The sequence below is a fragment of the Acetivibrio cellulolyticus CD2 genome, assembly GCF_000179595.2.
Lineage (GTDB): Bacteria > Bacillota > Clostridia > Acetivibrionales > Acetivibrionaceae > Acetivibrio > Acetivibrio cellulolyticus.
In genome coordinates, this window is record NZ_JH556653.1 from 511,639 (window position 1) to 533,145 (window position 21,507).

At 43.4% G+C, this 21,507-nt stretch carries 28 protein-coding genes; 11 read left to right on the forward strand and 17 right to left on the reverse strand.

Features of this window, described 5'->3' with window-relative positions; all coding sequences use genetic code 11:
• Nucleotides 1-3: 3 nt before the first annotated feature.
• The 8 genes from ACECE_RS0204545 to ACECE_RS0204580 all read right to left on the reverse strand — a co-directional run bounded on the left by ACECE_RS0204545 (nt 4) and on the right by ACECE_RS0204580 (nt 5,071).
• Nucleotides 4-1,953, reverse strand: coding sequence for a DNA polymerase (locus ACECE_RS0204545; protein WP_010244674.1), 1,950 nt, complete (start codon nt 1,951-1,953; stop codon nt 4-6).
• A complete protein-coding gene (locus ACECE_RS0204550) occupies nt 1,950-2,498 on the reverse strand; it encodes a DUF2815 family protein (protein ID WP_010244676.1) in 549 nt (182 codons plus the stop codon). Before ACECE_RS0204550 ends, ACECE_RS0204545 begins: the two co-directional genes overlap by 4 nt.
• 24 nt (nt 2,499-2,522) lie before the next feature.
• Nucleotides 2,523-3,647: a DUF2800 domain-containing protein gene (locus ACECE_RS0204555; protein WP_010244678.1), complete on the reverse strand. Its 1,125-nt coding sequence runs from the start codon at nt 3,645-3,647 to the stop codon at nt 2,523-2,525.
• Nucleotides 3,648-4,001: a hypothetical protein gene (locus ACECE_RS29050; RefSeq protein WP_010244682.1), complete on the reverse strand. Its 354-nt coding sequence runs from the start codon at nt 3,999-4,001 to the stop codon at nt 3,648-3,650.
• On the reverse strand, nt 3,985-4,320 hold the full coding sequence (locus ACECE_RS0204565; RefSeq protein WP_010244684.1) for a DUF7768 domain-containing protein: 336 nt from the start codon (nt 4,318-4,320) through the stop codon (nt 3,985-3,987). Before ACECE_RS0204565 ends, ACECE_RS29050 begins: the two co-directional genes overlap by 17 nt.
• Before the next feature lie 76 nt (nt 4,321-4,396).
• Nucleotides 4,397-4,561 (reverse strand): hypothetical protein, encoded by a 165-nt coding sequence (locus tag ACECE_RS30955; protein ID WP_154673422.1) that lies wholly within the window; start codon nt 4,559-4,561, stop codon nt 4,397-4,399.
• Entirely contained in the window at nt 4,562-4,846 is a 285-nt protein-coding gene (locus ACECE_RS0204575; protein ID WP_010244688.1) for a hypothetical protein, read from the reverse strand. It abuts the gene before it with no gap.
• 21 nt (nt 4,847-4,867) lie between these two features.
• On the reverse strand, nt 4,868-5,071 hold the full coding sequence (locus tag ACECE_RS0204580) for a helix-turn-helix domain-containing protein (RefSeq protein WP_010244691.1): 204 nt from the start codon (nt 5,069-5,071) through the stop codon (nt 4,868-4,870).
• A gap of 241 nt (nt 5,072-5,312) precedes the next feature.
• Between ACECE_RS0204580 and ACECE_RS29055 the strand changes: the two genes are divergently transcribed.
• From ACECE_RS29055 to ACECE_RS0204595, 3 genes are read left to right on the forward strand one after another with little or no spacing between them, the layout of a single operon-like run.
• Complete coding sequence (locus tag ACECE_RS29055; RefSeq protein ID WP_010244694.1) at nt 5,313-5,771, forward strand: helix-turn-helix transcriptional regulator; 459 nt, start codon at nt 5,313-5,315, stop codon at nt 5,769-5,771.
• Between the two features lie 20 nt (nt 5,772-5,791).
• Nucleotides 5,792-6,151: an ImmA/IrrE family metallo-endopeptidase gene (locus ACECE_RS26605; RefSeq protein ID WP_010244697.1), complete on the forward strand. Its 360-nt coding sequence runs from the start codon at nt 5,792-5,794 to the stop codon at nt 6,149-6,151.
• A 32-nt stretch (nt 6,152-6,183) separates the two neighbouring features.
• A complete protein-coding gene (locus tag ACECE_RS0204595) occupies nt 6,184-6,537 on the forward strand; it encodes an MmcQ/YjbR family DNA-binding protein (RefSeq protein WP_010244700.1) in 354 nt (117 codons plus the stop codon).
• A 196-nt stretch (nt 6,538-6,733) separates the two neighbouring features.
• On the opposite strand, the gene ACECE_RS30960 is transcribed toward ACECE_RS0204595, so the two are convergent.
• On the reverse strand, nt 6,734-6,877 hold the full coding sequence (locus ACECE_RS30960) for a hypothetical protein (protein WP_154673421.1): 144 nt from the start codon (nt 6,875-6,877) through the stop codon (nt 6,734-6,736).
• Nucleotides 6,878-6,952: 75 nt separating this feature from the next.
• On the reverse strand, nt 6,953-7,144 hold the full coding sequence (locus ACECE_RS0204605) for an aspartyl-phosphate phosphatase Spo0E family protein (protein ID WP_010244702.1): 192 nt from the start codon (nt 7,142-7,144) through the stop codon (nt 6,953-6,955).
• A gap of 200 nt (nt 7,145-7,344) precedes the next feature.
• Here ACECE_RS0204605 and ACECE_RS0204610 point away from each other — a divergent pair, with 200 nt between their 5' ends.
• The 4 genes from ACECE_RS0204610 to ACECE_RS29060 all read left to right on the forward strand — a co-directional run bounded on the left by ACECE_RS0204610 (nt 7,345) and on the right by ACECE_RS29060 (nt 9,968).
• On the forward strand, nt 7,345-7,599 hold the full coding sequence (locus ACECE_RS0204610) for a helix-turn-helix domain-containing protein (protein ID WP_010244704.1): 255 nt from the start codon (nt 7,345-7,347) through the stop codon (nt 7,597-7,599).
• A 231-nt stretch (nt 7,600-7,830) separates the two neighbouring features.
• Nucleotides 7,831-8,019, forward strand: a complete 189-nt coding sequence (locus ACECE_RS0204615; protein WP_328285604.1) for a helix-turn-helix domain-containing protein — start codon at nt 7,831-7,833, stop codon at nt 8,017-8,019.
• A 193-nt stretch (nt 8,020-8,212) separates the two neighbouring features.
• On the forward strand, nt 8,213-8,656 hold the full coding sequence (locus ACECE_RS26610; protein WP_010244710.1) for a helix-turn-helix transcriptional regulator: 444 nt from the start codon (nt 8,213-8,215) through the stop codon (nt 8,654-8,656).
• 151 nt (nt 8,657-8,807) lie between these two features.
• Nucleotides 8,808-9,968: an HD domain-containing phosphohydrolase gene (locus tag ACECE_RS29060; RefSeq protein WP_010244713.1), complete on the forward strand. Its 1,161-nt coding sequence runs from the start codon at nt 8,808-8,810 to the stop codon at nt 9,966-9,968.
• Nucleotides 9,969-10,026: 58 nt separating this feature from the next.
• Here the strand turns inward: ACECE_RS29060 and ACECE_RS0204630 are convergent, their stop codons facing one another.
• Together ACECE_RS0204630 and ACECE_RS0204635 are read right to left on the reverse strand one after the other, a co-directional pair.
• Nucleotides 10,027-10,482 carry an Hsp20/alpha crystallin family protein gene (locus tag ACECE_RS0204630; RefSeq protein ID WP_010244715.1) on the reverse strand — a complete coding sequence of 152 codons (456 nt, stop codon included), beginning with the start codon at nt 10,480-10,482 and terminating at the stop codon, nt 10,027-10,029.
• A 41-nt stretch (nt 10,483-10,523) separates the two neighbouring features.
• Nucleotides 10,524-10,937 (reverse strand): hypothetical protein, encoded by a 414-nt coding sequence (locus tag ACECE_RS0204635; RefSeq protein ID WP_162862482.1) that lies wholly within the window; start codon nt 10,935-10,937, stop codon nt 10,524-10,526.
• A gap of 230 nt (nt 10,938-11,167) precedes the next feature.
• Between ACECE_RS0204635 and ACECE_RS0204640 the strand changes: the two genes are divergently transcribed.
• From ACECE_RS0204640 to ACECE_RS30965, 4 genes are read left to right on the forward strand one after another with little or no spacing between them, the layout of a single operon-like run.
• The gene (locus tag ACECE_RS0204640) at nt 11,168-12,946 is read left to right on the forward strand and encodes a spore germination protein (protein ID WP_010244720.1); all 1,779 of its coding nucleotides are present in this window, start codon (nt 11,168-11,170) and stop codon (nt 12,944-12,946) included.
• Entirely contained in the window at nt 12,943-14,040 is a 1,098-nt protein-coding gene (locus tag ACECE_RS0204645; RefSeq protein ID WP_010244723.1) for a GerAB/ArcD/ProY family transporter, read from the forward strand. Before ACECE_RS0204640 ends, ACECE_RS0204645 begins: the two co-directional genes overlap by 4 nt.
• Nucleotides 14,037-15,299: a Ger(x)C family spore germination protein gene (locus ACECE_RS0204650; protein ID WP_010244725.1), complete on the forward strand. Its 1,263-nt coding sequence runs from the start codon at nt 14,037-14,039 to the stop codon at nt 15,297-15,299. The genes ACECE_RS0204645 and ACECE_RS0204650 overlap by 4 nt, the downstream gene beginning before the upstream one ends.
• Complete coding sequence (locus tag ACECE_RS30965) at nt 15,299-15,460, forward strand: hypothetical protein (RefSeq protein WP_154673420.1); 162 nt, start codon at nt 15,299-15,301, stop codon at nt 15,458-15,460. Before ACECE_RS0204650 ends, ACECE_RS30965 begins: the two co-directional genes overlap by 1 nt.
• A gap of 24 nt (nt 15,461-15,484) precedes the next feature.
• Here ACECE_RS30965 and ACECE_RS0204660 read toward each other — a convergent pair whose 3' ends face one another.
• The 5 genes from ACECE_RS0204660 to clpB all read right to left on the reverse strand — a co-directional run bounded on the left by ACECE_RS0204660 (nt 15,485) and on the right by clpB (nt 21,499).
• Nucleotides 15,485-16,060: a 50S ribosomal protein L25 gene (locus ACECE_RS0204660; RefSeq protein ID WP_010244729.1), complete on the reverse strand. Its 576-nt coding sequence runs from the start codon at nt 16,058-16,060 to the stop codon at nt 15,485-15,487.
• 50 nt (nt 16,061-16,110) lie between these two features.
• Nucleotides 16,111-17,196, reverse strand: a complete 1,086-nt coding sequence (locus tag ACECE_RS0204665) for a type I phosphomannose isomerase catalytic subunit (RefSeq protein WP_010244733.1) — start codon at nt 17,194-17,196, stop codon at nt 16,111-16,113.
• Nucleotides 17,197-17,242: 46 nt separating this feature from the next.
• Nucleotides 17,243-17,731, reverse strand: coding sequence for a GlgC family sugar phosphate nucleotidyltransferase (locus ACECE_RS26620; RefSeq protein WP_050753696.1), 489 nt, complete (start codon nt 17,729-17,731; stop codon nt 17,243-17,245).
• 98 nt (nt 17,732-17,829) lie between these two features.
• Nucleotides 17,830-18,579, reverse strand: coding sequence for a hypothetical protein (locus tag ACECE_RS0204675; protein WP_010244739.1), 750 nt, complete (start codon nt 18,577-18,579; stop codon nt 17,830-17,832).
• 328 nt (nt 18,580-18,907) lie between these two features.
• The gene (gene clpB, locus ACECE_RS0204680; RefSeq protein WP_010244741.1) at nt 18,908-21,499 is read right to left on the reverse strand and encodes an ATP-dependent chaperone ClpB; all 2,592 of its coding nucleotides are present in this window, start codon (nt 21,497-21,499) and stop codon (nt 18,908-18,910) included.
• Between the last annotated feature and the right edge of the window lie 8 nt (nt 21,500-21,507).

Here is a 21,507-nt window from a genome sequence, read left to right on the forward strand (position 1 = left end):
TCCTTACTCTTTTTTATAGAACATGGTTTCAAATCCGTCCGCCCTTAGCGGAAGCCCTAATGCCCAAGGTATCTCCTGTCCCATAATGCCACACAGCTCTTCAAGGGAGCCCTGACCTTTCCGCATCTCGGTGATTATTTCATCATGTACATGACCTACAATTTTATAGCCCTTTGCATCCACCCTCAGCATTGCCTCCGCAAGGCAGTCTCGGGCTGCTCCTTGCACTATATTTTCGACCAGGCGGCCTCCGTATGTCTTCTGCCTCCACCACTGCTTGTTAATCCCCAATCCTTCATATGTGAGTCCGTCCTTGTCAAAACGCAGGTCTTTTTCTATTTTGGGACGTATATATGCAAGCCTTCTTCCTGACGGAAGGGTTATAAAAAGTATGCCGTTCTCAACCTTAAACCTTAAAATACCTACCCTTTGAGGCTCTCTTTCCCGTACTGCGAGAACAGCAGCCTTTTCAACGTCATACCAGAACCTGACGATTCTTTGATTGGCGCTTCTCCAGGCCCGAACAATGTCATCCAGTTCAGTATCGCTTAAGCCCATCTTATCTGCACCCATCGCCTTTAAAGCATTAACTCCTCCTTGGTAACCGCATGCCAGAACCGCCACTTTGCCCTTTGCCCTCAGCTCATACTCGGGATTGCCCTTTGCAATTTTTTCAACCGGCACTCCGAACATACGGGAGGCTGTCTGTTCATATATCTTGCCGTGGCCTTTGAAGGTATCCAGCACCCATGCTTCGTTCGCAAGCCAGGCAAGCACCCTCGCTTCTATGGCAGAAAAGTCGGCTACGATGAACCTGCACCCTTGTTCTGGAATAAGAACTGTCCGTATAAGCTCCGACAGCACAATGGGGACGCTTTCATACAATAGCTCCAGTTCTTTAAACCTTCCTTGCTTAACAAGCATCCGTGCAATCTCCAAATCCTTCATATGGTTTTGGGGTAAATTTTGAATTTGAAAAATTCTACCGGCCCATCTGCCGGTTCTATTTGCCCCGTAGAATTGGAACAGCCCTCTTACTCTGCTGTCAGGACACACCGACCGCTGAACGGCTGCATACTTTGCAATGGATGACTTCGCCATTTCCTGTCTTAATGTGAGTAGCCTTTCAATTTCGCCATCTGCATCGGTGAGAAGATTCTGCACCGCCTGCTTTGACAGGCTCTCCACCTCCAGCCCCTGCTCCTTCAGCCATTCCTTCAGCTGTGCCACACTATTTGGATTATCAAGCTTTGTAAGTGTCTTTGCTTCAACCTCAAGCCTTGATGAATACTGTGTGTCACATTTTACCGCTTGATTTACAAGAGCCATATCCACAAGCACTCCTGTGTCATTTATTTTTTGGTCCAGAAGCCAAAGCTTCAGTTCCTTTTCAGGAATAGGGTAGCGTTCGATTTTTCTTCTGACCTCACGCTCTACCTCTACATCCCGGACACAATAATCCTTGAACTTCTGCCATTTCTCAGGTGCGTGGTGCGGAAGGTTTCTTGTTCTTCCTCCGTTTGACTTGGTTGATTTGCAGGGAATTGAAAAATATCGAATAAGGTCCTTACCCGCTCTGTCCTTTTGTACCTTAAGCTTTAATGCTGTGCCTACTCCATCAAGGTGAAGGGGCAGCCCAAGCATTGCCGCCTGGATCGCCGTACATCTCCACGAATCTGCTTTCAAATGTTTATTTAAATGCTTTGACAGGCATATCCGTTCAAACCCTGCATTGAAGGCTGTCTTTATAACCTCGGGGCTTTCAATAGCATTTACTATCGCATCCGGCAGCCGTTCTCCGCATGCAAGGTCTATGAGTTCTACCGGATCATCGTCCCAGGCATAGCCGAACAGTAATATCTGAAAGTCGGGGGCTGCGGTATATGTATATACACCGCAGCTTGTCAAATCAACACTGCTGAAGGTCTCAATGTCGATTGCCAGCGTTCTCATGACAATAAATCATCTTCATCGTCATATGGCAGATCGTCAAAATCATCTTCTGCCCTGCCTCTTCCGCTGAGCGGTTCACCGTCTGCCAGCTTCTGCAGATGGTTCAAGCCGCAGGCGATACCCTTGTTGCCGTTTGTATTAAACGGGTAGAAGGTGACGCTCGCCCTTCCGTAACAACCGCTGTACACCTCGGTCTGGTCGAGGATTTCTTCCTTCTGCCTGTTGATGATACCGGGAGCTGTTGTTGAATTCGCATTGATAAAATATGCGTTTTCATAGTTCTCATCGTCCGCCCTGTCGGTATCTCCGTCACGCAGCGGCAGCTTGAGGTTCCCTGACAGGAATTTCTGTCCGAACTTTTCAGCCCCGGCTTTCTTCGCTTCCTCAACCGCTTCATTAATCTTCCTGATGGTATCCTTGTCGGACTTGGGTATGATCAAGCTGACCGAGTATTTTTCTTCTCCGCCGTTGATGCTCTTTGGCTTCCATACATTTGCATATGAAAACCTTACCTTGCCGGTAGTAACTTTTTGTTTATTATCCATATCACTCATCCTCCATAATTTTTATTAATCAAAATCAGCTGCCGCACGGTTCCATTCCTGGCGCTTATCCGTCTCAGAAACAAGTGCAGGCTTCCCTGCGGGCTTTTCAATATAATCCTTCAATAGCTCTTCAAACCGCTTCTTCCCGGTCAGCTTTTCCATGTCTCCTATCCCCAGCAGCTTTTTGTTGAATATCTGCTTCTCGGTGTAGCCATTCACCAACAGTACTTCCGCCGCCTTTTCCTCATCGCTGTACCTTCTGTTGGACCGTCCAGCCACAACCTTGAAGCCGGGCCACTTCTTCCTTCCTGCGATTGCCTCTGCCTGTGCGTATTCCCATAGGTCCGACACCCATGCCTGCAGCTGCTCCGCCTTGGCGAGAATTTCACCCATTTCCTCATCCGACAAAAGTTCAGGGTCTGCAAAATCATACTTTGCAAGCTCAAGGTTAGCCTTGGCTCTTGCCCTGCAGACAGCCTTGGCTCTGCAGAACCGGCAGTGCTCTCCAGGCTTAAACTCCCCTTCACCCCTTGACGCCATTTCAGCTTTGGGTTTAAGTTCATTTTCCGCCCAGGACATAAGCTCATCTACAGTCATTTCGTAGGTGGAAACATTGTCAAGCCTTGGCTGGAATATAGTCATGCGCACTCTTTCGATCTCGTATATCTCCTCAAACAATCCGTATGCACCCAGGGCATACAGCTGCATCTGCGGATTGTGTTCTGCGGATACCGGCACACCGCGTCCATACTTAAGGTCGCATATATCCATAATTCCATCAGCCACAATCACCAGGTCTGCAGTTCCAAAGCCCTCCGGTACAAACCTGCTGAAATCAACCCTCTGCTCAATCAGGATAACGGCATCCTTTGTCCTTGCTCTGGCTTCAGCTATACACTCACAAGCAAAGGTAACATACTGGTCGGTATAGTCCTCAAGCTCCTGTGAATCATACTGGCTTACTGGCTTTTTGCCTGACTTGATTTTCAGAAGCCTTTTGAGCTTGTATTCCGATAAAGCGTGTGCTGCAGAGCCTTCATCCGCATATACACTGTTAGCTTCAGGGAAGGAGGCCTCAAGTTCAACACAAGGAGTACATTCCATCCAACGGTGGGAGGCTGATGCGCTTAGTTTAGCATGCTCTCCCATTTACACCGCCTCCGCATCCTTCATGAATGCCGGGTAGTCCTCCTCCTTCACTCCTGAAAGGTTGCTGGCTCCGTACTTGGTAAAAAGGTCTTTTAAAACCTTGTCCTGGAGTTTTTTCTCAATGAGCACCGCCCTTATCATTTCCTTGGTGACTTTAGGCTCGTCTTCTGGTTTTTCTATCTTTTCTGTTTTTTCATCCTTTACTGCTTTACCGCTGTCCTGTTTACTCTTTTTCTCTGCCTTTTCGGCAGGCGCAGTCATAACCGCAGTCTGCATCCTGTCCACTGAAAAGCCTTTGACTGCCTCAAACAGCTTTTCTCCTTCCTCCTGTGTCAGTTCAAGCCATATCCTCATGGATTTCTCCTCCTCTTTCCTTGAAATACCTGATTTTTATTCCGCTCTTCTCTGCAGCTTCAAGCTCAGCCTTCATACCCTCGCTGATCCTGTCTCCGAACACCCACAGCTCATCGCAGCGCTTTAAGAGCTCCGTCCCAAGGTGCATCGCTGTTTCCCTTTCTTCCGGGATGTCATCATCCAGGAACTGAGGGTATATCAGGTGCGGAGCAATGGGTACCACTCCCTCTCTACAGGCAAACCTGCAGTAGCCTCTGGCCTTGGCGGCATTGGATTCGGTATCTCCCCGGTACGGACTGCAAATATATATAAGCTTCAAATTAATCCTTCCTTCCGATTATTTAGTAACCTTTTCAGAAAACTTCATGGTATAATGTTGGTGGAAAAGTATTTTCCTAATGGACGGGCTGGCTTTCATCTTGGCGGGTGGAGCCGGCCTTTCTCATTGACTGTTCGTATTCCTTATGCATCTGCCAGCCGTGGGCTGCGCATGCAAGTCCGAACATGAGGATTTGTAATATTAGCTGTTCAGGAAGAAGCCTGAAAAATTGCCTTTGCATTTAGTTCACCTCCTTTTCATCAGGGTGTAGATGTTCGGCCGGGCATGCGGCCAAGGTTACTCCGTCAACGGCCTCTCCTGTGCCTGGATAGATAAGTCGTCCGTCTTTTTGCACCAGCTTGCTTTTGAACTCATCCCAGGCAACCCTTGTGGTAGTAATGACATACTCTCCAAGGTTTCTTTGCCTGAGCCAGTACAGGAGCCTTGCCTCATCATAAGCAATCTCTGTTGAAAGTTCTGTTCCAGTCTCTGGTGTATCTGGTTTTGAAGCATAGCCTACCGTCATGGGTGTTTCCCTCCCTTCCCCTCAACCTACCAGCCTCTTCACAGGACACTTCAAAGCCCCTGCGATATTGTACAGGAGGTCCATGCTTGGATTCCTTGTCCCGTTTTCAATCCTGCTGATGTACTCCTGCGTTGTTCCTGCCAATCCGGCAAGCTCTTCCTGGGACATCCGCTTTCTATCCCTTTCCTTTCTTATGTTTTGTCCAACTTCCTTCCTAATTGGCATAATTATTTCACCTCCTTGGTATAGATTTTATTCCAGCGGCTTGGCATAATACAAAGTCTCTTTTCTGCCATATATACCATTTAGGTTTAAATTTCTTCTGTTTTCAACGTATATTTTACAGTATTTTGGAAATACTTTTTATTTTTATGCCATATAGGCATATTGTGTTGTTATGCCATATTGGTATATAATAAGTGTGGAAAATATGCTATTTACCTGCATATGGATTGGAGACTTAAAAATGACCGTTGCAAACGGAAACGAACTGGCTGCAAGGCAAGGTGAAAAAGTCCGTGAATTGAGGGGTCAGCTTTCAAGGGAGGACTTTGTCGCCGGTATTGAAAACATCATCACCGCCCAAAGCCTTTACAGGATCGAAGCCGGTTTGAGGAGGGCGTCCGACAAGGTTCTTGCAAAAATAGGAGAGAAGTACGGCAAACCGCTTTCGTGGTTTTATGACGATGACGATACGAGTGAAAGCTTCAAGCTTCAGATTCATAACGAAATGGCAAGGCTCAAGATCATGGATGCGCTTCAGACCGATCCTGAATTGATTGGATTTTGGGAAAGCATGGTAGGACGTGAGGATCTGAAGCTTATGTTCAAACAAGTGAAAGACCTTTCCCCCGAATCAATCAGAAGGCTTATCCGGGTAATAAAGGCCATCGAGGATGAGGAATCGGGAGGGTCCGAGGTGTAGGTCAGAGGAGGATTCACGCTATGATGCTGCCTGATGAAAGCTACAAACTTATAAGGTCCTTGTATGATCCTGAATGTGATTTTGATGAGCTTTTGCGCGCCCACGGAATCAGGCTTCATGAGATTGCTTTCAAGCCTGATCTCTGGGGGGCCGTGTACATAAGCCGCAAGGGGATTTACCATGTGTTTATAAATTCGATACTGCCCCACGGCACAAAACAAAAAACCTTCCTCCATGAGCTGAAGCATATTATTTTTGATGCTCCCAAGGAGAATTACATTATTGGAATGGACATGCAGTATGATACAATGGAAACTGAAGCGGATGATTTTTATAAGATAGCTGAAAGCATGGCGAGCTATAATGATTCACCGCAGTGAATAATGCAGTGTATGGAGAGGTGGAATTATATTTGGATTCAAAAGCAGTAAAGGAATACTGCCTGTCAAAGCCGGGAGCTACGGAGGATTTTCCGTTTGGTCCCGATGTTCTTGTTATAAAGGTGGGTTCAAAAATGTTCGCCCTTGTTTCAGGAAGGGAAAACAGGATTAATTTATCATTAAAGTGCGACCCCTTTGTCGCGGAGGATTTAAGACAGAGGTACCCTGCAGTCACCGCTGGCTATCATCTTAATAAGAAGCACTGGAATACGGTTGTTATTGACGGCTCGGTGCCGGACAACGAGATGGCATGGATGATAGACCATTCCTATGAGCTTGTCATAAAAAGCCTATCACAAGCCGTGAAAGAATCACTCTTTGAATAACCTGTCTGTAGCTGCACATAGAAAATGAGCCTTCATCAAGTTCAGGATGAGACTCATTTTCTTTATTGTCACCTGCCATAGGCACCCTTCAACCATTCTCCCTGTAGTTTCAATCCGTTGTGCGTCTGTACAGGCGGCAAGCATGAATTGTAATTGAAGATTACATATTCGGGAAAGTATTACCAGTACCTTCCTTTTAGTTTTTCTTTCGTTCTTTCCACTTGATGTATATGACAATTGCTGCGATTGACAAAACGGCTGCTGCTGTCCAAAGAGTAGTCGCTACAGGATTCTTATGGATTTGCTCTATATATGCCTCGGCTAACTTATAGCTTTCCATATTGCTCCTCCTTCCTCCGCTTTTTTTATAAACTGTATCTCATGCATAAAGCAACCAAAGCAGAGATACTTGCATTCATAAACTTTCGCCAAACTTTGATTGATAATCCGAAGGCTTGTTTTTCAATAACGAACCAGAGTTTATCAGCTTAAGTATTTCTTCATCAAGCTCCCTGCTTTTTTGTAAAATCTCATCTGCATTTCCCTTATCTATTGCATTATGGAGTTCTTCACGCAAAGCCTCGATTCTCTTTAATATTTCCAACATCAAATCACCTTCTAAGTTTCATCATTTGCAGTTTGCCTAAACCATTATTTGATATACTCCCTGCTACATTGTCTATCCGGCATATCAACCCATTGACCTGCTCAATTTAAAATTTACCACACTTGCTCATTAAGCAAATTTTACCGTAGTACTTGCTTTATAATCAAGTTAATTATTTTGAAAGCAGGAGCGGTTAAATTTTGATTACAGACCCGGTAAATAAAGCAATCCGCAATTTAATAGGCCCAAGGGTCAAGCAAGCCAGGGAGAATGCAAAGCCCAAGATCACCCAGTCCGACCTGCTAGCCAGGCTTGCAGTGAGAGGCGTGGAGCTTGAAAAAACAACAATCTCCAAAATAGAGGCTCAAACACGCCCTGTTACCGATATTGAGCTGGTTGCCCTCTCCGATGCATTGGGTGTTAGCATACCGTGGCTTCTCAATATCGAAAAGTAGTTCTTTTTTCATAAATTTTATTCTCACAGCTCCTTTCCACTCCAAAAATCTTCTATTCTGTTTGCCAACCTATATAGTTAATGTAACTCTTTAGAACAATTATAATTAATTATCCCTGTATAATCAATATATAAAAGTTCTACTTTAGAACAACAAGGCGGTAGGAAAATGAAAATTTATTGGCATAATGGCTCTAAAAACATAATAGGCAAACGAGTGCGAGAAGCCCGTTTGAAGTCCAATCCTCAAATATCCCAGCAGGATTTGTCCGCCAGGCTTGACGTACTGGGTTATCATATAGATAGGGTGTCCATAACAAAAATCGAGTCAGGTGATAGGTTTGTAGCAGATTATGAAGTAGTCGCTCTTGCCAACGCACTCAATGTTTCCGTTGAATGGCTGCTTTATGGTAATCCCTAAGCTTTTAGCCGTTAAGGCTTTGTGATTGCATTTTAATATTTGCTCATTAAGCAACTTGACGATTTTTAAAGATATGCTTCATTATTTTAAGCTTTTATGGTATAAAATCTTTGTTTTCTGCTTTAATTAGTTTGTATACTTATTCCAAAAGGGTATATAATAAAGCTGAAATCAAAATGATTGAGGTTGCAAAATGAGTAAATGTGAAGACCAGGTTCTAGCCAAAAGAATAGGAGCCAAGATACGTGGTATAAGAGGAAATCTATCGCGCGAAGAGTTTGTCGAGGCTATTGACAGAATAGTCACCCCTCAAAGTCTTTACAGAGTTGAGAAGGGTCTTCGTAAAGCATCTGACAAGGTGCTTCAAAAGATATCTGAAAAATTCAACAAACCCCTGTCATGGTTCTACGAGCCAGATTGTGAAACAGAAGCTATTCAAGCTGAATTTTCCCGTTTAAAAATACTGGAGGCTATCCAAAACGATCCGTCTCTTCTTGAGTTTTTTGAAAAGCTTTCCCAAAGAAGCGATTTGAAAATAATGTTCAAACAGGTTAAAGATCTTTCTCCAGAATCTATTAAAAGACTGATAAGAATTATTAGAGCGATTGAGGACGAAGAGGATGAAAATCCAACCTAGCAATTTTATTCTTATTATACTTTCCCAATAGGGCTGTCATCCTATTTTCCTATGTAATTAGTAAAATAGTATTATTTTACCAAGTGCATGTTTTTGATATAATTATACTTTGAAGGAATCGTTTTTTGTTTTTTACAAAGGAGCAGTTGTCATGAGTCAATTTTTAAATCAAATTATTAGCCTTTACGAGCAGCTAAACACAGGTATTTCAATTAGCGAAGCGTTGACATATGTCTTTGACACATTCAGAAAGTATATACCCTTTGACAGGATTGGAATAACCCTTTTAGAAAGCGATGGTTCCATATATGCCTATGAGGTTCGTACAAACCATTCTCCCGTTTTGGACGAAGGATACTCTGAAAAATTATGCAAAACTTCTCTCAATACAATTGTAAAAATGAAAAAGCATAGGATTATAAACGATTATAAAGAGTATTTGAAACTTCATCCAAAATCGGCTCCAACCAAACTGATGGTGAGTGAGGGGATAATGTCAAGCCTGGCATGTCCTTTAGTCGTCAACAGCATATGTATCGGGGTATTATTGTTCTCTTGCAGGAGGAAGAACCGGTACAACGAAAGTCATGCGGCGATGGCAAAAATCATCAGCAGTAACATGGCAATAATTCTTGAACGAAACCTTCTTGTAGATGACTTGATATTGTCCTCTGTAACAGGCTTAGCCAAGCTTGTAGAGGCTAAAGACAGCGATACCGGCTTTCATCTTGAACGCATGCAAAGCTATTCAAAAATTATTGCTCAAGCATTGGCTTCAAAAGAAAAATATGCAAACATTATTGATAAGCACTTTATTGAGAATATTTTCAAGTTCAGTCCCCTTCATGATATTGGCAAAGCAGGCATTGCAGACGGGATTCTCCTGAAGCCGGCAAAGTATACTCCCGAAGAATTCGAGGTTATGAAAAAGCATACGGTGATCGGTGCTGAAATATTAAGAAAATCCAGTAGTAATCTATTAAGGAAAGGAAAGCATTTTTTTGATTTTGCCATTCAAATCGCTGAAGGACATCATGAAAAGTACAATGGCAAAGGCTACCCTTACGGTTTGTCTGGCGACAGCATTCCTCTTCCTGCCCGAATTGTTGCAATAGCTGATGTTTTTGATGCTGTGACTTCCAAGAGGGTGTACAAGAATGCCTATGATATAGAAACTACCCTGCAGATTATTGACAAAGAAAGTGGAAAAAGTTTTGACCCTGATGTTGTTGAAGCCTTAAATCACAATATAGAACAAATAGTGCAGGTATATAAGAAATACCATGAACAGATTGATTTGGAAATCCGTTAAACAGGAATAGCAAGTCTTGCATGTTTTCTATAATGTAGGACTTGCTATCTTGAGAACCTTACTGGATATCTATCTTTTTACCTTTTGCCTTAGCCTGCTCTACCTTTGGAACAGTTATGGACAAAATACCGTCTTTATATTCCGCTTTTGCCTGCTCCGATTTTATTTCCACAGGTAAAGGTATCGTCCTGGAGAAGCTCCCGTAGTACCTTTCCGTTCTATAAATGTTTTCATCCTTGTATTCATTGTCTCGTTTAGATTGTCCCGACAACCTTATGGAGTTTTCGTCAACATATACATTCAAATCCTCCTTGGTTATTCCGGGGATTTCCGCCTTAACCACTACATCAGTATCCGTCTGGAATACATCAACTCTCGGCGAGTTCATCCCACCAAAAAATCTGAAGGGTGAAAAATCAATCAAGCTGCTTATATCCTTGCTGAAATTATCCATTTCCCTGAATGGATTCCATGGCACAAGACTCATATCATCACTCCCAAATATATTATTCATGCCTATTTTTTCCCTTTGAGAGAATTTTATTCTTTACAGCTTTAGCAAATGGAATATTCCACTCCAATGTTGTGAAGCTCCTGTAAAAACTCTATGTATCTCTTCAGTGCCATGAACGTTTTTTGCTTTTTTCCCTCTCCGTTTTCTGAGTAAAACACCTTGAAATTATTAGCCGACTCAATTTCATGAAGTAGTCCGCACTCCAGCAAAAGACCGTATATTTCGTACAAAAAATCAAACTTCTTCTGAAGCACCCCATGGGCAATGGCACAGCTGCAAATTATGGTAAAAAACATTTTATTATCATGCATGCCTTCATTTTCCTTTTGCATGACTAATACTGCATTCAAAGCACCTTCAGGGCTATATCCGTATTTTTGTGAAATTGTGCACAATTTATGTATTAAATCATTATACTCCTCACATTTCATCCTCTGTTCAACACCTTCAAACAAAACTGTACATTAAAATTGTCAAAAGCTGTGAATGCCATACTGACAGATAGGCTTGTTAATGCAGCGGTCCTAGTCTGCCACCATAGGCATTCATAATAATTTTAAAATAAGAAAATTTCAATTTCAAGAAATAATTTTATAAAAGTGTAATTCTCAATCAGCAAGTATTTTTCTCGGTATACATGACATAAAATCAGTCAATAATTTTACAAGGAACGGAGGGGATTACATTGAGAAATCTGTTAACCAATATCAGAAAGCTGTTTACATATAGGAGACCTGTTGACACAGAAGGTGGATTTGAACTTCTTGAGGATGAATTCGAGAAGTCCGATACCGAAGAAGTACCTTCTGAAAAATACGGTGTGAATACCGGGAATCCATCTAATCAGGAAAAATCAAAAAAGGGGGCCACGGTTAAGCAACCTATAAAAGTTGAGCAATGGAACAAACAAAAAAACAATCAAGGTGGAAAGATACCAACTTCAAACATGAGACAAAATATCATTTCCACTGACCTAAATGTGAACAAGGAATACATCCGTCAGAGCTTTAGCATGCCAAAAAACCAGGATATAGTGATTCGTGAGTTCCGCATCGCCAGAAAGCTGAAAGCATTTATTGTTTTCATCGATGGAATGGTAGATAAAACCTCTATCAATCAATTTGTGCTGCCCCAGCTAATGAACCCCGAATGCTTGGCTGGCTTCAGCGGAGATTGCCCATTGGATTATATCATGGAAGATGTCCTGTCCATTACTCAATTAACAAAAACTGCAGATTTTAATATTACAAAGATACAAGCCCTCAATGGACTATCCATACTTTTTGTTGACGGATGTCCCGAGGCCTTGATGATTGAAACCCGCGGCTTTGAAAAACGCGGCATCGACAGGCCTATTACCGAGCAGGTGGTCAGGGGCTCCCAGGAGGGCTTCACGGAAAATCTGCGCACAAATTTGACACTGCTGCGAAGGATAATCAAGAATGAAAAGCTTATCACAGAGGTTATTCCTGTCGGCAAGCTGAACAAAATCAACTGTGCAATCCTTTACATTGAGGGTGTAACGAACCCCAAAATTGTCAGGGAGGTCCGGCGTAGAATAAAAGGCATCAATATAGATTTTATTGAAGGCAACGGGATGCTTGAGCAGCTTATTGAGGATAATCCCTTCATGCTTTTTCCCCAGGTTGTGACAACAGAAAGGCCGGACAGAGCATCCTCCTTCCTTGCCGAAGGACAGGTTGTAATCATTACCGAGGGCGACCCCTTTGCCATAGCCGTACCCATGTCCTTTTTCAGGTTATTCCATTCCTCGGAGGATTCCATGCTGCGCTGGGAATACGGCACATTTCTGCGCATGATCCGGCTTGTTGGTGTTCTTTCAGCGCTGATGATACCGGGCATGTACGTGGCGTTGGCATTGTATCACCATGAAATGATTCCTACACCCCTGCTGGAATCCATAGCCCGAATGCGTGAAAATGTCCCATTTCCTACAATTATTGAGCTTATATTAATGGAAATTTCCTTTGAGTTGATTCGTGAAGGCGGTGTACGCATACCCGGTGTTATCGGTCAAACGCTTAGTATTCTGGGCGCTCTCATATTAGGGCAGGTAGCGGTGGCTGCGGGATTGGCAAGCCCTCTCCTCATTGTTATAGTGGCGCTTACGGGACTTGGCAGCTTCACCATGCCCAATTTCTCCATGGCTATATCCATAAGGATTCTGCGTTTCTTCTTTATTTTCGCCGGAGGAATTGCAGGATTTTACGGTATTTCCCTTGCCTTTATCCTAGTTGCTGCGATTGCTTGCCATATGAAATCCTTTGGAGTCCCTTTTTTAACTCCTGTCGCCCCAAGGGTTAAAATAAATCCGGACGTCATCATCCGCCACCCCATATTCAGACAAAAAATGCGTTCCGATGGCTTTAACACCCCTAACAGGAAAAGAGCAGGGAATAACGCAATGGAGTGGACCAAGGAGAAAGGGGGAGATGACCAATGATAAAGGATGGAAAGTTCGGTGTACATGAAGCTGTATGGCTGTTAACCATTACCATTACTGCAAAGGTGTTTTTCTCAAGCCCTTCTCTGGTAGCTGTCGTGGCCGGAACCGCAGGCTGGTATATGACCCTGGTTTCTATGGGGGGAGCTTTTATAGCCCTTGCTCTGCTTTGTACTTTGTTGAAGCGCTTTCCGGGAAAAAACCTGTTGGATATATATGAAGCCATCCTTGGCAAACCAATAGGTGTGCTTTTTTCATTACTGCTGTTTGCCATTCTGTTTGTTACCGCAATAGCAAACCTGCGGGAGTTTATTGATGTGTTGAAGGTATATGTGCTTCCGGCAAGCCCTCCAAGCTATTTGCTTATTTTGTTTATATCCGTTGCTTCGGTGCTGGCTTTTCTGGGTCTGGAAACCCTCGCACGTTTTTCGAAGCTTATAGCTTATATATTGCTGGCCGGATTTGTTATTGTTTTAATCCTCGCCATACCCCTGTATGAGCCGCACCGCCTTTTCCCCATACTGGGGCATGGGCTACGGGATACAATTACCCATGGATTGCGAAGAAGCTCTGCCTATGGTGAAATCATCATTATCGGAATAATGGTCAACTCCCTCCAAGGTGCAAGGCATGCCAAACGAGCGGCATATATCGGTCTTGCTTTATCAGGACTGATTGTATCCTCCGCCCTGCTTGCATTTTCACTGGTGTTCCCCTATTATACCGGCCAGGAAATTACTGCACCCATATACCTTATGGCCTCACTCATTGAATATGGGAATTTCATTCAAAGGATTGAGCCTGTTTTCTTTTTCATCTGGAATATAAGTACAATTATCTCGGTGGCAGTCCTTTTTTACTTATCCCTGGTTGTATACTCTCATGTGTTCCGGCTTGATGATAAAAGGCCTCTTATAATTCCCTTTGCCATCATATTGCTTGTATTATGCATGCTTCCCATGAGTATAACACAGGTCACCGACATTATGGTTCAGTTTTTAAGGGAATACGGATGGCTTTTCTTCTATATCCCTCCTGCCATCACTTTGCTGGCAGCAAGCATACGAAAAAAAGGGAGGAATATATGCCAATGAAAAAAACAGGATTGCTGCTCATTTTTATTCTTTTCGCTGCTCTTTTAACCTCCTGTTATGATGCACGGGAGGTAACCGATACTGCATATGTTCAATTTATCGGTATAGACAGGGGCGTAAAGGACAAATGGCGCTTAACCTTAAAAATCGCTACTCATAGCTGCAGCAAGGATAGCAGCGGCAGTGGAGGGGCTCAGCCTGCTGAAAGCAAATCCGTCACTATCGATGCTCCTTCCTTTTACGGAGGAGTAAACCTGTTAAACACAAATGTGCCGCAAAAGCTTGAATTTGCGCATGCCAAGCTGCTGGTTATTTCTGAGGACCTCGCACAAAGCGGCCTGGTGGGCGAGTATATTGCTCCTTTAATTCGTTTCCGTGAAATCAGGCGAACGCTGGATGTGGTGGTTTCACAAGGCTCTGCCCAGGATTTTGTGGAAAAGACAGAGCCTTATCTGGGTGGAAGTCCCATTGCCGCAATTGAGGATTTAACCTTTGAAGCGGAGAATACCAGCTATTTCCCCCATGTAACGCTGAATGATTTCTACAATGCCGTAAAGTCCACCTATCGCCAGCCGGTTGTAACATTGGGCGGGCTGCATGACCCTGCCAATTTTCAGCAGAATGGAGAAAAATGGGGAAGCAAATTCAATCTAACAGGACGGTATTTTGCCGGAGAAGTCCCCAGAAAAGGCGGAAATTCCATTGAGTTTTTGGGAAGCGCTCTTTTTGACGGCGACAGGATGGTTGGCAAGCTGGATGGTCATGACACACGGATGATGCTGCTTGCAAGGGGTGACTTTCAAAGGGGTATATTTACAATACAGGACCCTAAGGCTCCAGAGCTTATCATCCCCATTGAGCTTCAGCTTTCACGCAAACCGCAAATAAAGGTCAGCTTTGAAGGAGCTGTTCCGCTTATTTCCCTTGCCCTTGATACAGAGGGAGATATTCTCGCCATACAAAGTCGGATTAATTATGAAAAGCCTGACATGCTGCCTCTCTTGGAAAAAGCTGTGGGAAACCATCTCAAGAAGAGTCTGGATGAGGTCATATCAAAATGCCAGGCCTTGAACTGCGATACCTTCTTTTTCGGGCGGACAGCAGTTAGACATTTTTGGACCATAGAGGAATGGGAGGCATATCACTGGAACAAGCATTTTAAGGAAGCAAAGGTTTCTACAAAAGTCAAATTTAAAATAAGGAGAACCGGCGGTCTTTTAAAAAGCTCTGAAATCGTCACATCGGAGGGGAAGGAATAATGAAAATCTTAATTATGCTGCTTGTTATTTGCCCTAATATATATACGTTCAGCTATGCCAGGTATGCCTGGGAAAGTAAAAACAAGGCAGGTGCTGCAGGCATCCTGATTCTGATGCTTGCAGCGCTCCTGCTTCCGTTTTTTATCATAGTGCTCAGATGATTGTATAATCAACACTTAACGCAATTAGACGACAAACTCGTTCTGAACAGGCAGGGTAGGTTGAGAGGCCTCTGATGCCCGTACCACTACCTCATCCTTTCTGGACAGAAGCCTTATGCCTTCAGGCAGGGCGATATCCTCCATCGTAATTACACTGCCGTCCTTCATTAATGAAACATTTATCTCAACAAATTCAGGCAGATCCTTCAATACCCCTTGAATTTCAATTTCATCCTCGAGAATATTCAAAACAAGCTTGTTACTGAATAGCTGCTCCTTTCCTTTAAACTTAAAAGGTACTTTTACTTTTACAAGCTTATCCTCTGAGGAAGCATAAAACTCGATATGCATAGGCTTGCTGCTTATTGGCTCATACTGTATGCTCTTTATGACACATGGCAGCTCGCTGGCATTAATTTTCACCTTAGCTTTTGCACCTATAGAATGGCTTTTCAAGAACCTGTTTATTTCCTTATCCTCAATCTGGATATCCATGTTGCGGTCGACTCCCGATCCGTAAATGCTGCAAGGAACATACCCCAGTTTCCTGATTCTTTTTGCACTTTCCTTCCGTTCCATAGCATCTAATAAAGTAATCATGAATAAACCCCTCCAATTTTATCAGTAGTTTTTATTTTGAGCTTTTCTTTTCAAACCGCTGTTTTCAATGGTACACAAAGGTTTTCTGCCCCTGCTATGCAATTAAATATTTCTTCACTAGAGAAGCCCTCCTCCATTAAAGAGGCATATACATCCATCACAGAGTCTGGTATGAAAATCTGAAGTGCAGAAAATTCACCATCAATTTTATAGCTTCCCATATATGCGGGAATAAAGACTGTTTCCAGCGCATCAACGTGTAATTTTTCAGTATCATACATTATTTCTGCTTCACCGGTTATAAACATGAAGGCTGAAAAGGAACCCTCTGCAAACAATTCTACCGGTGTACCATTACCCTCAAGCTGTCTGACACAGAAATATTCGCTTAAGGCTAAATACTTTGTCACTATTTTGTCATAGCATACCGTAAGGCCCTTGTACAAAGCCTTGCGGTTTTTATAGTCAAGTACATCAAGAGCCTTGTTTATATGGAGCGGTCTTTTCTTTCCGGCGGCATCCGTCCTGTCATAATCGAACAGCCTGTAGGTCAGGTCTGAGTGCTGTTGTATTTCAGCTACCACCAGCCCATCATTTAAGGCATGTACCGTGCCTGCTGGAACAAAAACCACGTCACCCTTTTTTACCTTGACCTCTCTATACAAGCCTCCATGCTTGTACTTTAGAATACAGTCACGAATCCTGCCTTTATCATAGCCTTCAGAAAAGCCATGGAAAACAGAAGCCTCCGGTTTTGCATCTATGATGTACCACATTTCGGTTTTCCCCATTTTGCCATGCTCACATTCTACAGCATATTCATCATCAGGATGAACCTGGATGGAAAGCCTGTCGTTTGCATCAATAAACTTTAATAGCACCGGCAGCCCTGCATTAATTTTTTCCGATGCGAACTTATCTCCAAGCACCAGCCTGCCGTATCTTCTTATTACCTCTGTCAGAACTTGTCCTTTTAGCGGACCGTTGGCTATTTTACTTTCACTTCCTGATATGCCCGACAACTCCCAGCTTTCTGCCACCTGTCCATCCGGTATGGATTTACCCAGCTTTCTTAGATTATGTCCTCCCCATATGTAGTCCTTGTATACGGGCATCATTTTATACGGATAAAGCATATAAACACCTCTTTTGCTGTTTATTAATTAATTGATTTTCATATGTTTAAATGGCGATATCTTTCAAATCATGACCTGTAAATATGACATTCTTATATTTATATCTTTTATCTACTCTGGCATTTGAGGTAACAATGGTATTGATAATTCTGGAGTCCCGCTCTACCATAACATTGTCCCATATAATGCTTCCTATGATCCGGCTGCCCATATTGATACGCACCTTGCTTCCAATAACGGTATCCGGTCCTATGGGCCCAATCTCAACATTATTGCCGATATAGACAGGGCCTGTAATTCTTGCATCGGGGTGTATCCTGCTGTTGACACCTTTTATTATGATATCTTGTGAGAGTGTAAGTCCTGGTATTTTATACAGGCCGCTCAGCATATCCCTATGAACCTTTATGTAATTTTCTATTGAGTTTATATCAATAAAGTAGTGCCCGCTTTTATAAAGCGCCACGTTGAAATTATTTTCAACAAGCCTTGGAATCACATCCTCTTCAAAGGACAAAATCCTTTTATCAGGCATTTTAGATATGACAGACGGGTTGACCACATAAATGCCGGCATTTATATACCGAAAGAATATATATTTTTTTATCTATCGTATGAATGGGCTTACGGTATTTAATGGGGCATAAGCTTGCCTTTTCCATATTTCCATATAACAAACGCAGCTACTGCCACCCCTGCAAGCAATAATATAGCTCCTGCTATAGGAACAGTATATTTATACTCGTTTATCATACCAAGTATTTTCTGCTTTGCAGCAGCCGGCTTTCCAACAGTCTCCACCCATGCCTCAAAGGCTTTTTGATCCTCCAAAGCCAACGGCTTTGTTGAGTACCCTGGAACATCAAACACAATATTTTTCCCGTTATTTGACATGGACATCCTTATTTCGGTGTCCCCCTCCTTGTAAGTAAACCTCCCATAAGGACCGCCGCTGAACTTTAGCTTGTATTCCTTTGCCTTAAAGTCAGGACGTGTTTCAGCATCCTTCTGAATAAGCGGGGGCTGAAGCTTCGGGCTGAGCTCCTTTGTACTGATTTTGCCGTTGCCTGTTGCAATGGTCTCAATCTTTAATGTGGCCTCAGAGTATTGCTCACCTTTTAAAGCACCTACGTTATAAAATTCAAGCGTATATTTCTTTTTATAGGGTATACTGGTTCTGGCTCCTTCAAAGAGCGGACCGGAAAGCTTTCCTCCAGTACCGTCAGGCAAAAGATCCAAAAAGCTGCCTGGATGCTCCTCTTCAAGAGTCGCAGTAAGCTTCCTTGGTTCTATACCATTAGGAATATCCTGGGCAAAAGCCTGTACAGAATTGAATATGAGAATGAAACACATAGTGGATATAAATATCACTTTTCTTAACATGATAATCATCTCCTTCCGTACACTACATAGATTTCAACAAACCAATCAATAATGCTTTAATTTTCTAATCATCTTTAGTTTTTATAGTGCTTACCTAAAACATTGGAACCACCTCCCCTGCCAGGATACAAAAAATGCCTTACTATTTCACACTTTTAAGGTTAATAGCGTTTTAGACCCCGCTGATAAGCTTAGTCAATGATAGAATATTAAAGCATCACTTAGCACTCACTCAATTAGAGTGCTAATAATATGATATAAAATCTCAAATTTACTGTCAAGGCTGCTCAAATTTTTTTTAAAATTTTTAATATTTTTCCTGAAAGCCTTAATCTATATGGATTTTCAGCGTATTGTCCAAAACGTCTATATGAATATTTTTACCCTCACTTACCTCGCCATTTATAATCCTTTTACCTATCTCGGTTTCAATGAATTTCTGCATGTACCGTTTTACAGGTCTTGCACCAAACACAGGATTATATGCATTTTGAGCCATGTACTGCTTTGCTGCCTCCGATACCTTAAGCCCTATGCGCCTGTCATCCAGCCTTCTTTGGATGTCCGCCAAGGCCAGGTCGATAATCTTAACAATTTCTGCCTTTCTTAAGGGCTTGAACAGCACAACCTCATCTACACGGTTTAAAAACTCAGGCTTGAAGTGCCTGTTCAATTCTCCCAGTACATACTCTCTTGTGTTTTCATCAATTTCTCCATCTGCTCCTATAGCATTCAATAGGTGCTGGCTTCCTATGTTGGAGGTCATGATGACAACCGTATTCTTGAAATCCACCGTCCTGCCCTGGCTGTCGGTAAGCCGGCCATCGTCCAGTAATTGAAGAAGCACATTGAATACTTCAGGATGTGCTTTTTCGATTTCATCAAAGAGAATCACACAGTAGGGCTTTCTCCTTACAGCCTCGGTTAGCTGTCCTCCCTCTTCATACCCTACATAACCAGGTGGTGCACCAATAAGCCTTGCAACCGCATGCTTTTCCATATACTCCGACATATCAATTCGCACTACATTCTCATCGCTGTCAAAGAGGGCCTGGGACAGTGCCTTGGCAAGCTCGGTTTTACCTACTCCGGTGGGGCCAAGGAATATGAAGGAGCCTATAGGCTTTCTCGGGTCCTTCAAGCCCGACCTTGCACGAATTACTGCATTGCTTACTGCTGTAACCGCTTCGTCCTGACCTACCACACGCTTGTGCAGAAGTTCTTCAAGGTTTAAAAGCTTATCCCGTTCATTCTCCACCAGTCTTGTTACAGGTATCCCTGTCCATCGTGAAACAATTTCAGCAATTTCCTCCTCGGTAACCTCTTCCTTCAGCAGTACACCTTCGTTCGATTTCTTACGCTGTTTTTCCTCCTCAAGGCTCCTCTGGAGTTCAGGAAGCCTTCCGTGCTTCAAGACTGCCAGCTTGTCAAGGTCGTAGGACCTTTCTGCTTCTTCTATCTGCCTTTTTACCTCCTCAATCTGCTCCTTTAATTCCTTCTCTCTTTTTATATTCTCTTTTTCCATCTCCCATTGTGCTTTCATGCCGTCAGATTTTTCCTTCAGGGATGAAATTTCCTTCTCCAGGGTTGAAAGTCTTTCCCTTGAAGCTTCGTCTTCTTCCTTTTTAAGCGCCTGTCGCTCAATTTCCAGCTGCATGATTCGCCTCTGTATTTCGTCCAGTTCAGTGGGCATGCTGTCAATTTCAGTCCTTATCATAGCCGCAGCTTCGTCCATCAAATCAATGGCCTTGTCGGGAAGGAAGCGGTCGCTGATATACCTGTTTGACAACACACTGCATGCAATGATGGCGCTGTCGGTAATTCTGACTCCATGATGGATTTCAAAGCGCTCCTTAAGGCCTCTTAATATGGAAATGGTGTCCTCTACTGTGGGCTGATCCACCACAATGGGCTGGAACCTTCTCTCAAGGGCTGCATCCTTTTCGATATACTTCCTGTATTCATCCAGCGTGGTTGCACCTATGCAGTGAAGCTCTCCTCTGGCCAGCATAGGCTTTAATATATTTCCTGCATCCATTGCCCCTTCCGCTTTTCCTGCTCCCACAATGTTGTGAAGCTCATCTATAAATAAAATGATCCGCCCATTTGACTTGTTGACATCATTGAGTACAGCCTTAAGCCTTTCTTCAAATTCACCCCTGTATTTCGCCCCTGCAATCAGTGCACCCATGTCAAGGGCGAAAATAGTCTTATCCTTTAAGCCCTCGGGGACATCCCCCTTCAATATCCTCTGAGCAAGTCCCTCCACTACGGCAGTCTTTCCGACACCCGGTTCGCCAATCAATACAGGGTTGTTCTTGGTTCTTCTGGAGAGTATCCTTATGGCCCGCCGGATTTCAGCATCCCTGCCGATAACAGGGTCAAGCTTTCCGCTTTTTGCAAGCTCCACCAGGTCACGTCCGAACCTTTTTAAAGCATCATAGGTTTCTTCCGGGTTTTTTGATGTAATTCTCTGGTTGCTCCGTACCTTGCCAAGAGCCGCCATAAATTTCTCCAGTGTAATCCCAAAACGTATGAATATGGTCTGTGAAGGAGTATTCTTTTCCTTCAGCAGCGCCATATAAATATGCTCCACGCTTGTATACTCATCCTTGAACCGCTTCGCCTCATCCTCCGCATGGATCAGGACTTCGTTGAAGCGCCTTGTGGCATACAGGCTTGAGGCTCCGCCACCGTATACCTTTGGTAGCTTTTCAAGCTCTATCTCAATATCCTTTATATATAGCTGGACATCCTGCCCCATATATCCTAAGAGCTTTGGAATAAGGCCGTCCTCCTGGGCTGCCAGTGCAAGGTGGATGTGCTCTCCGTCCACCTGCTGGTGTCCCATTCTAACTGCTATGTCCTGAGCTGCTGAAACCGCAGCCTGGGCTTTTTCTGTGAATTTATCTATATTCATGGCTTACT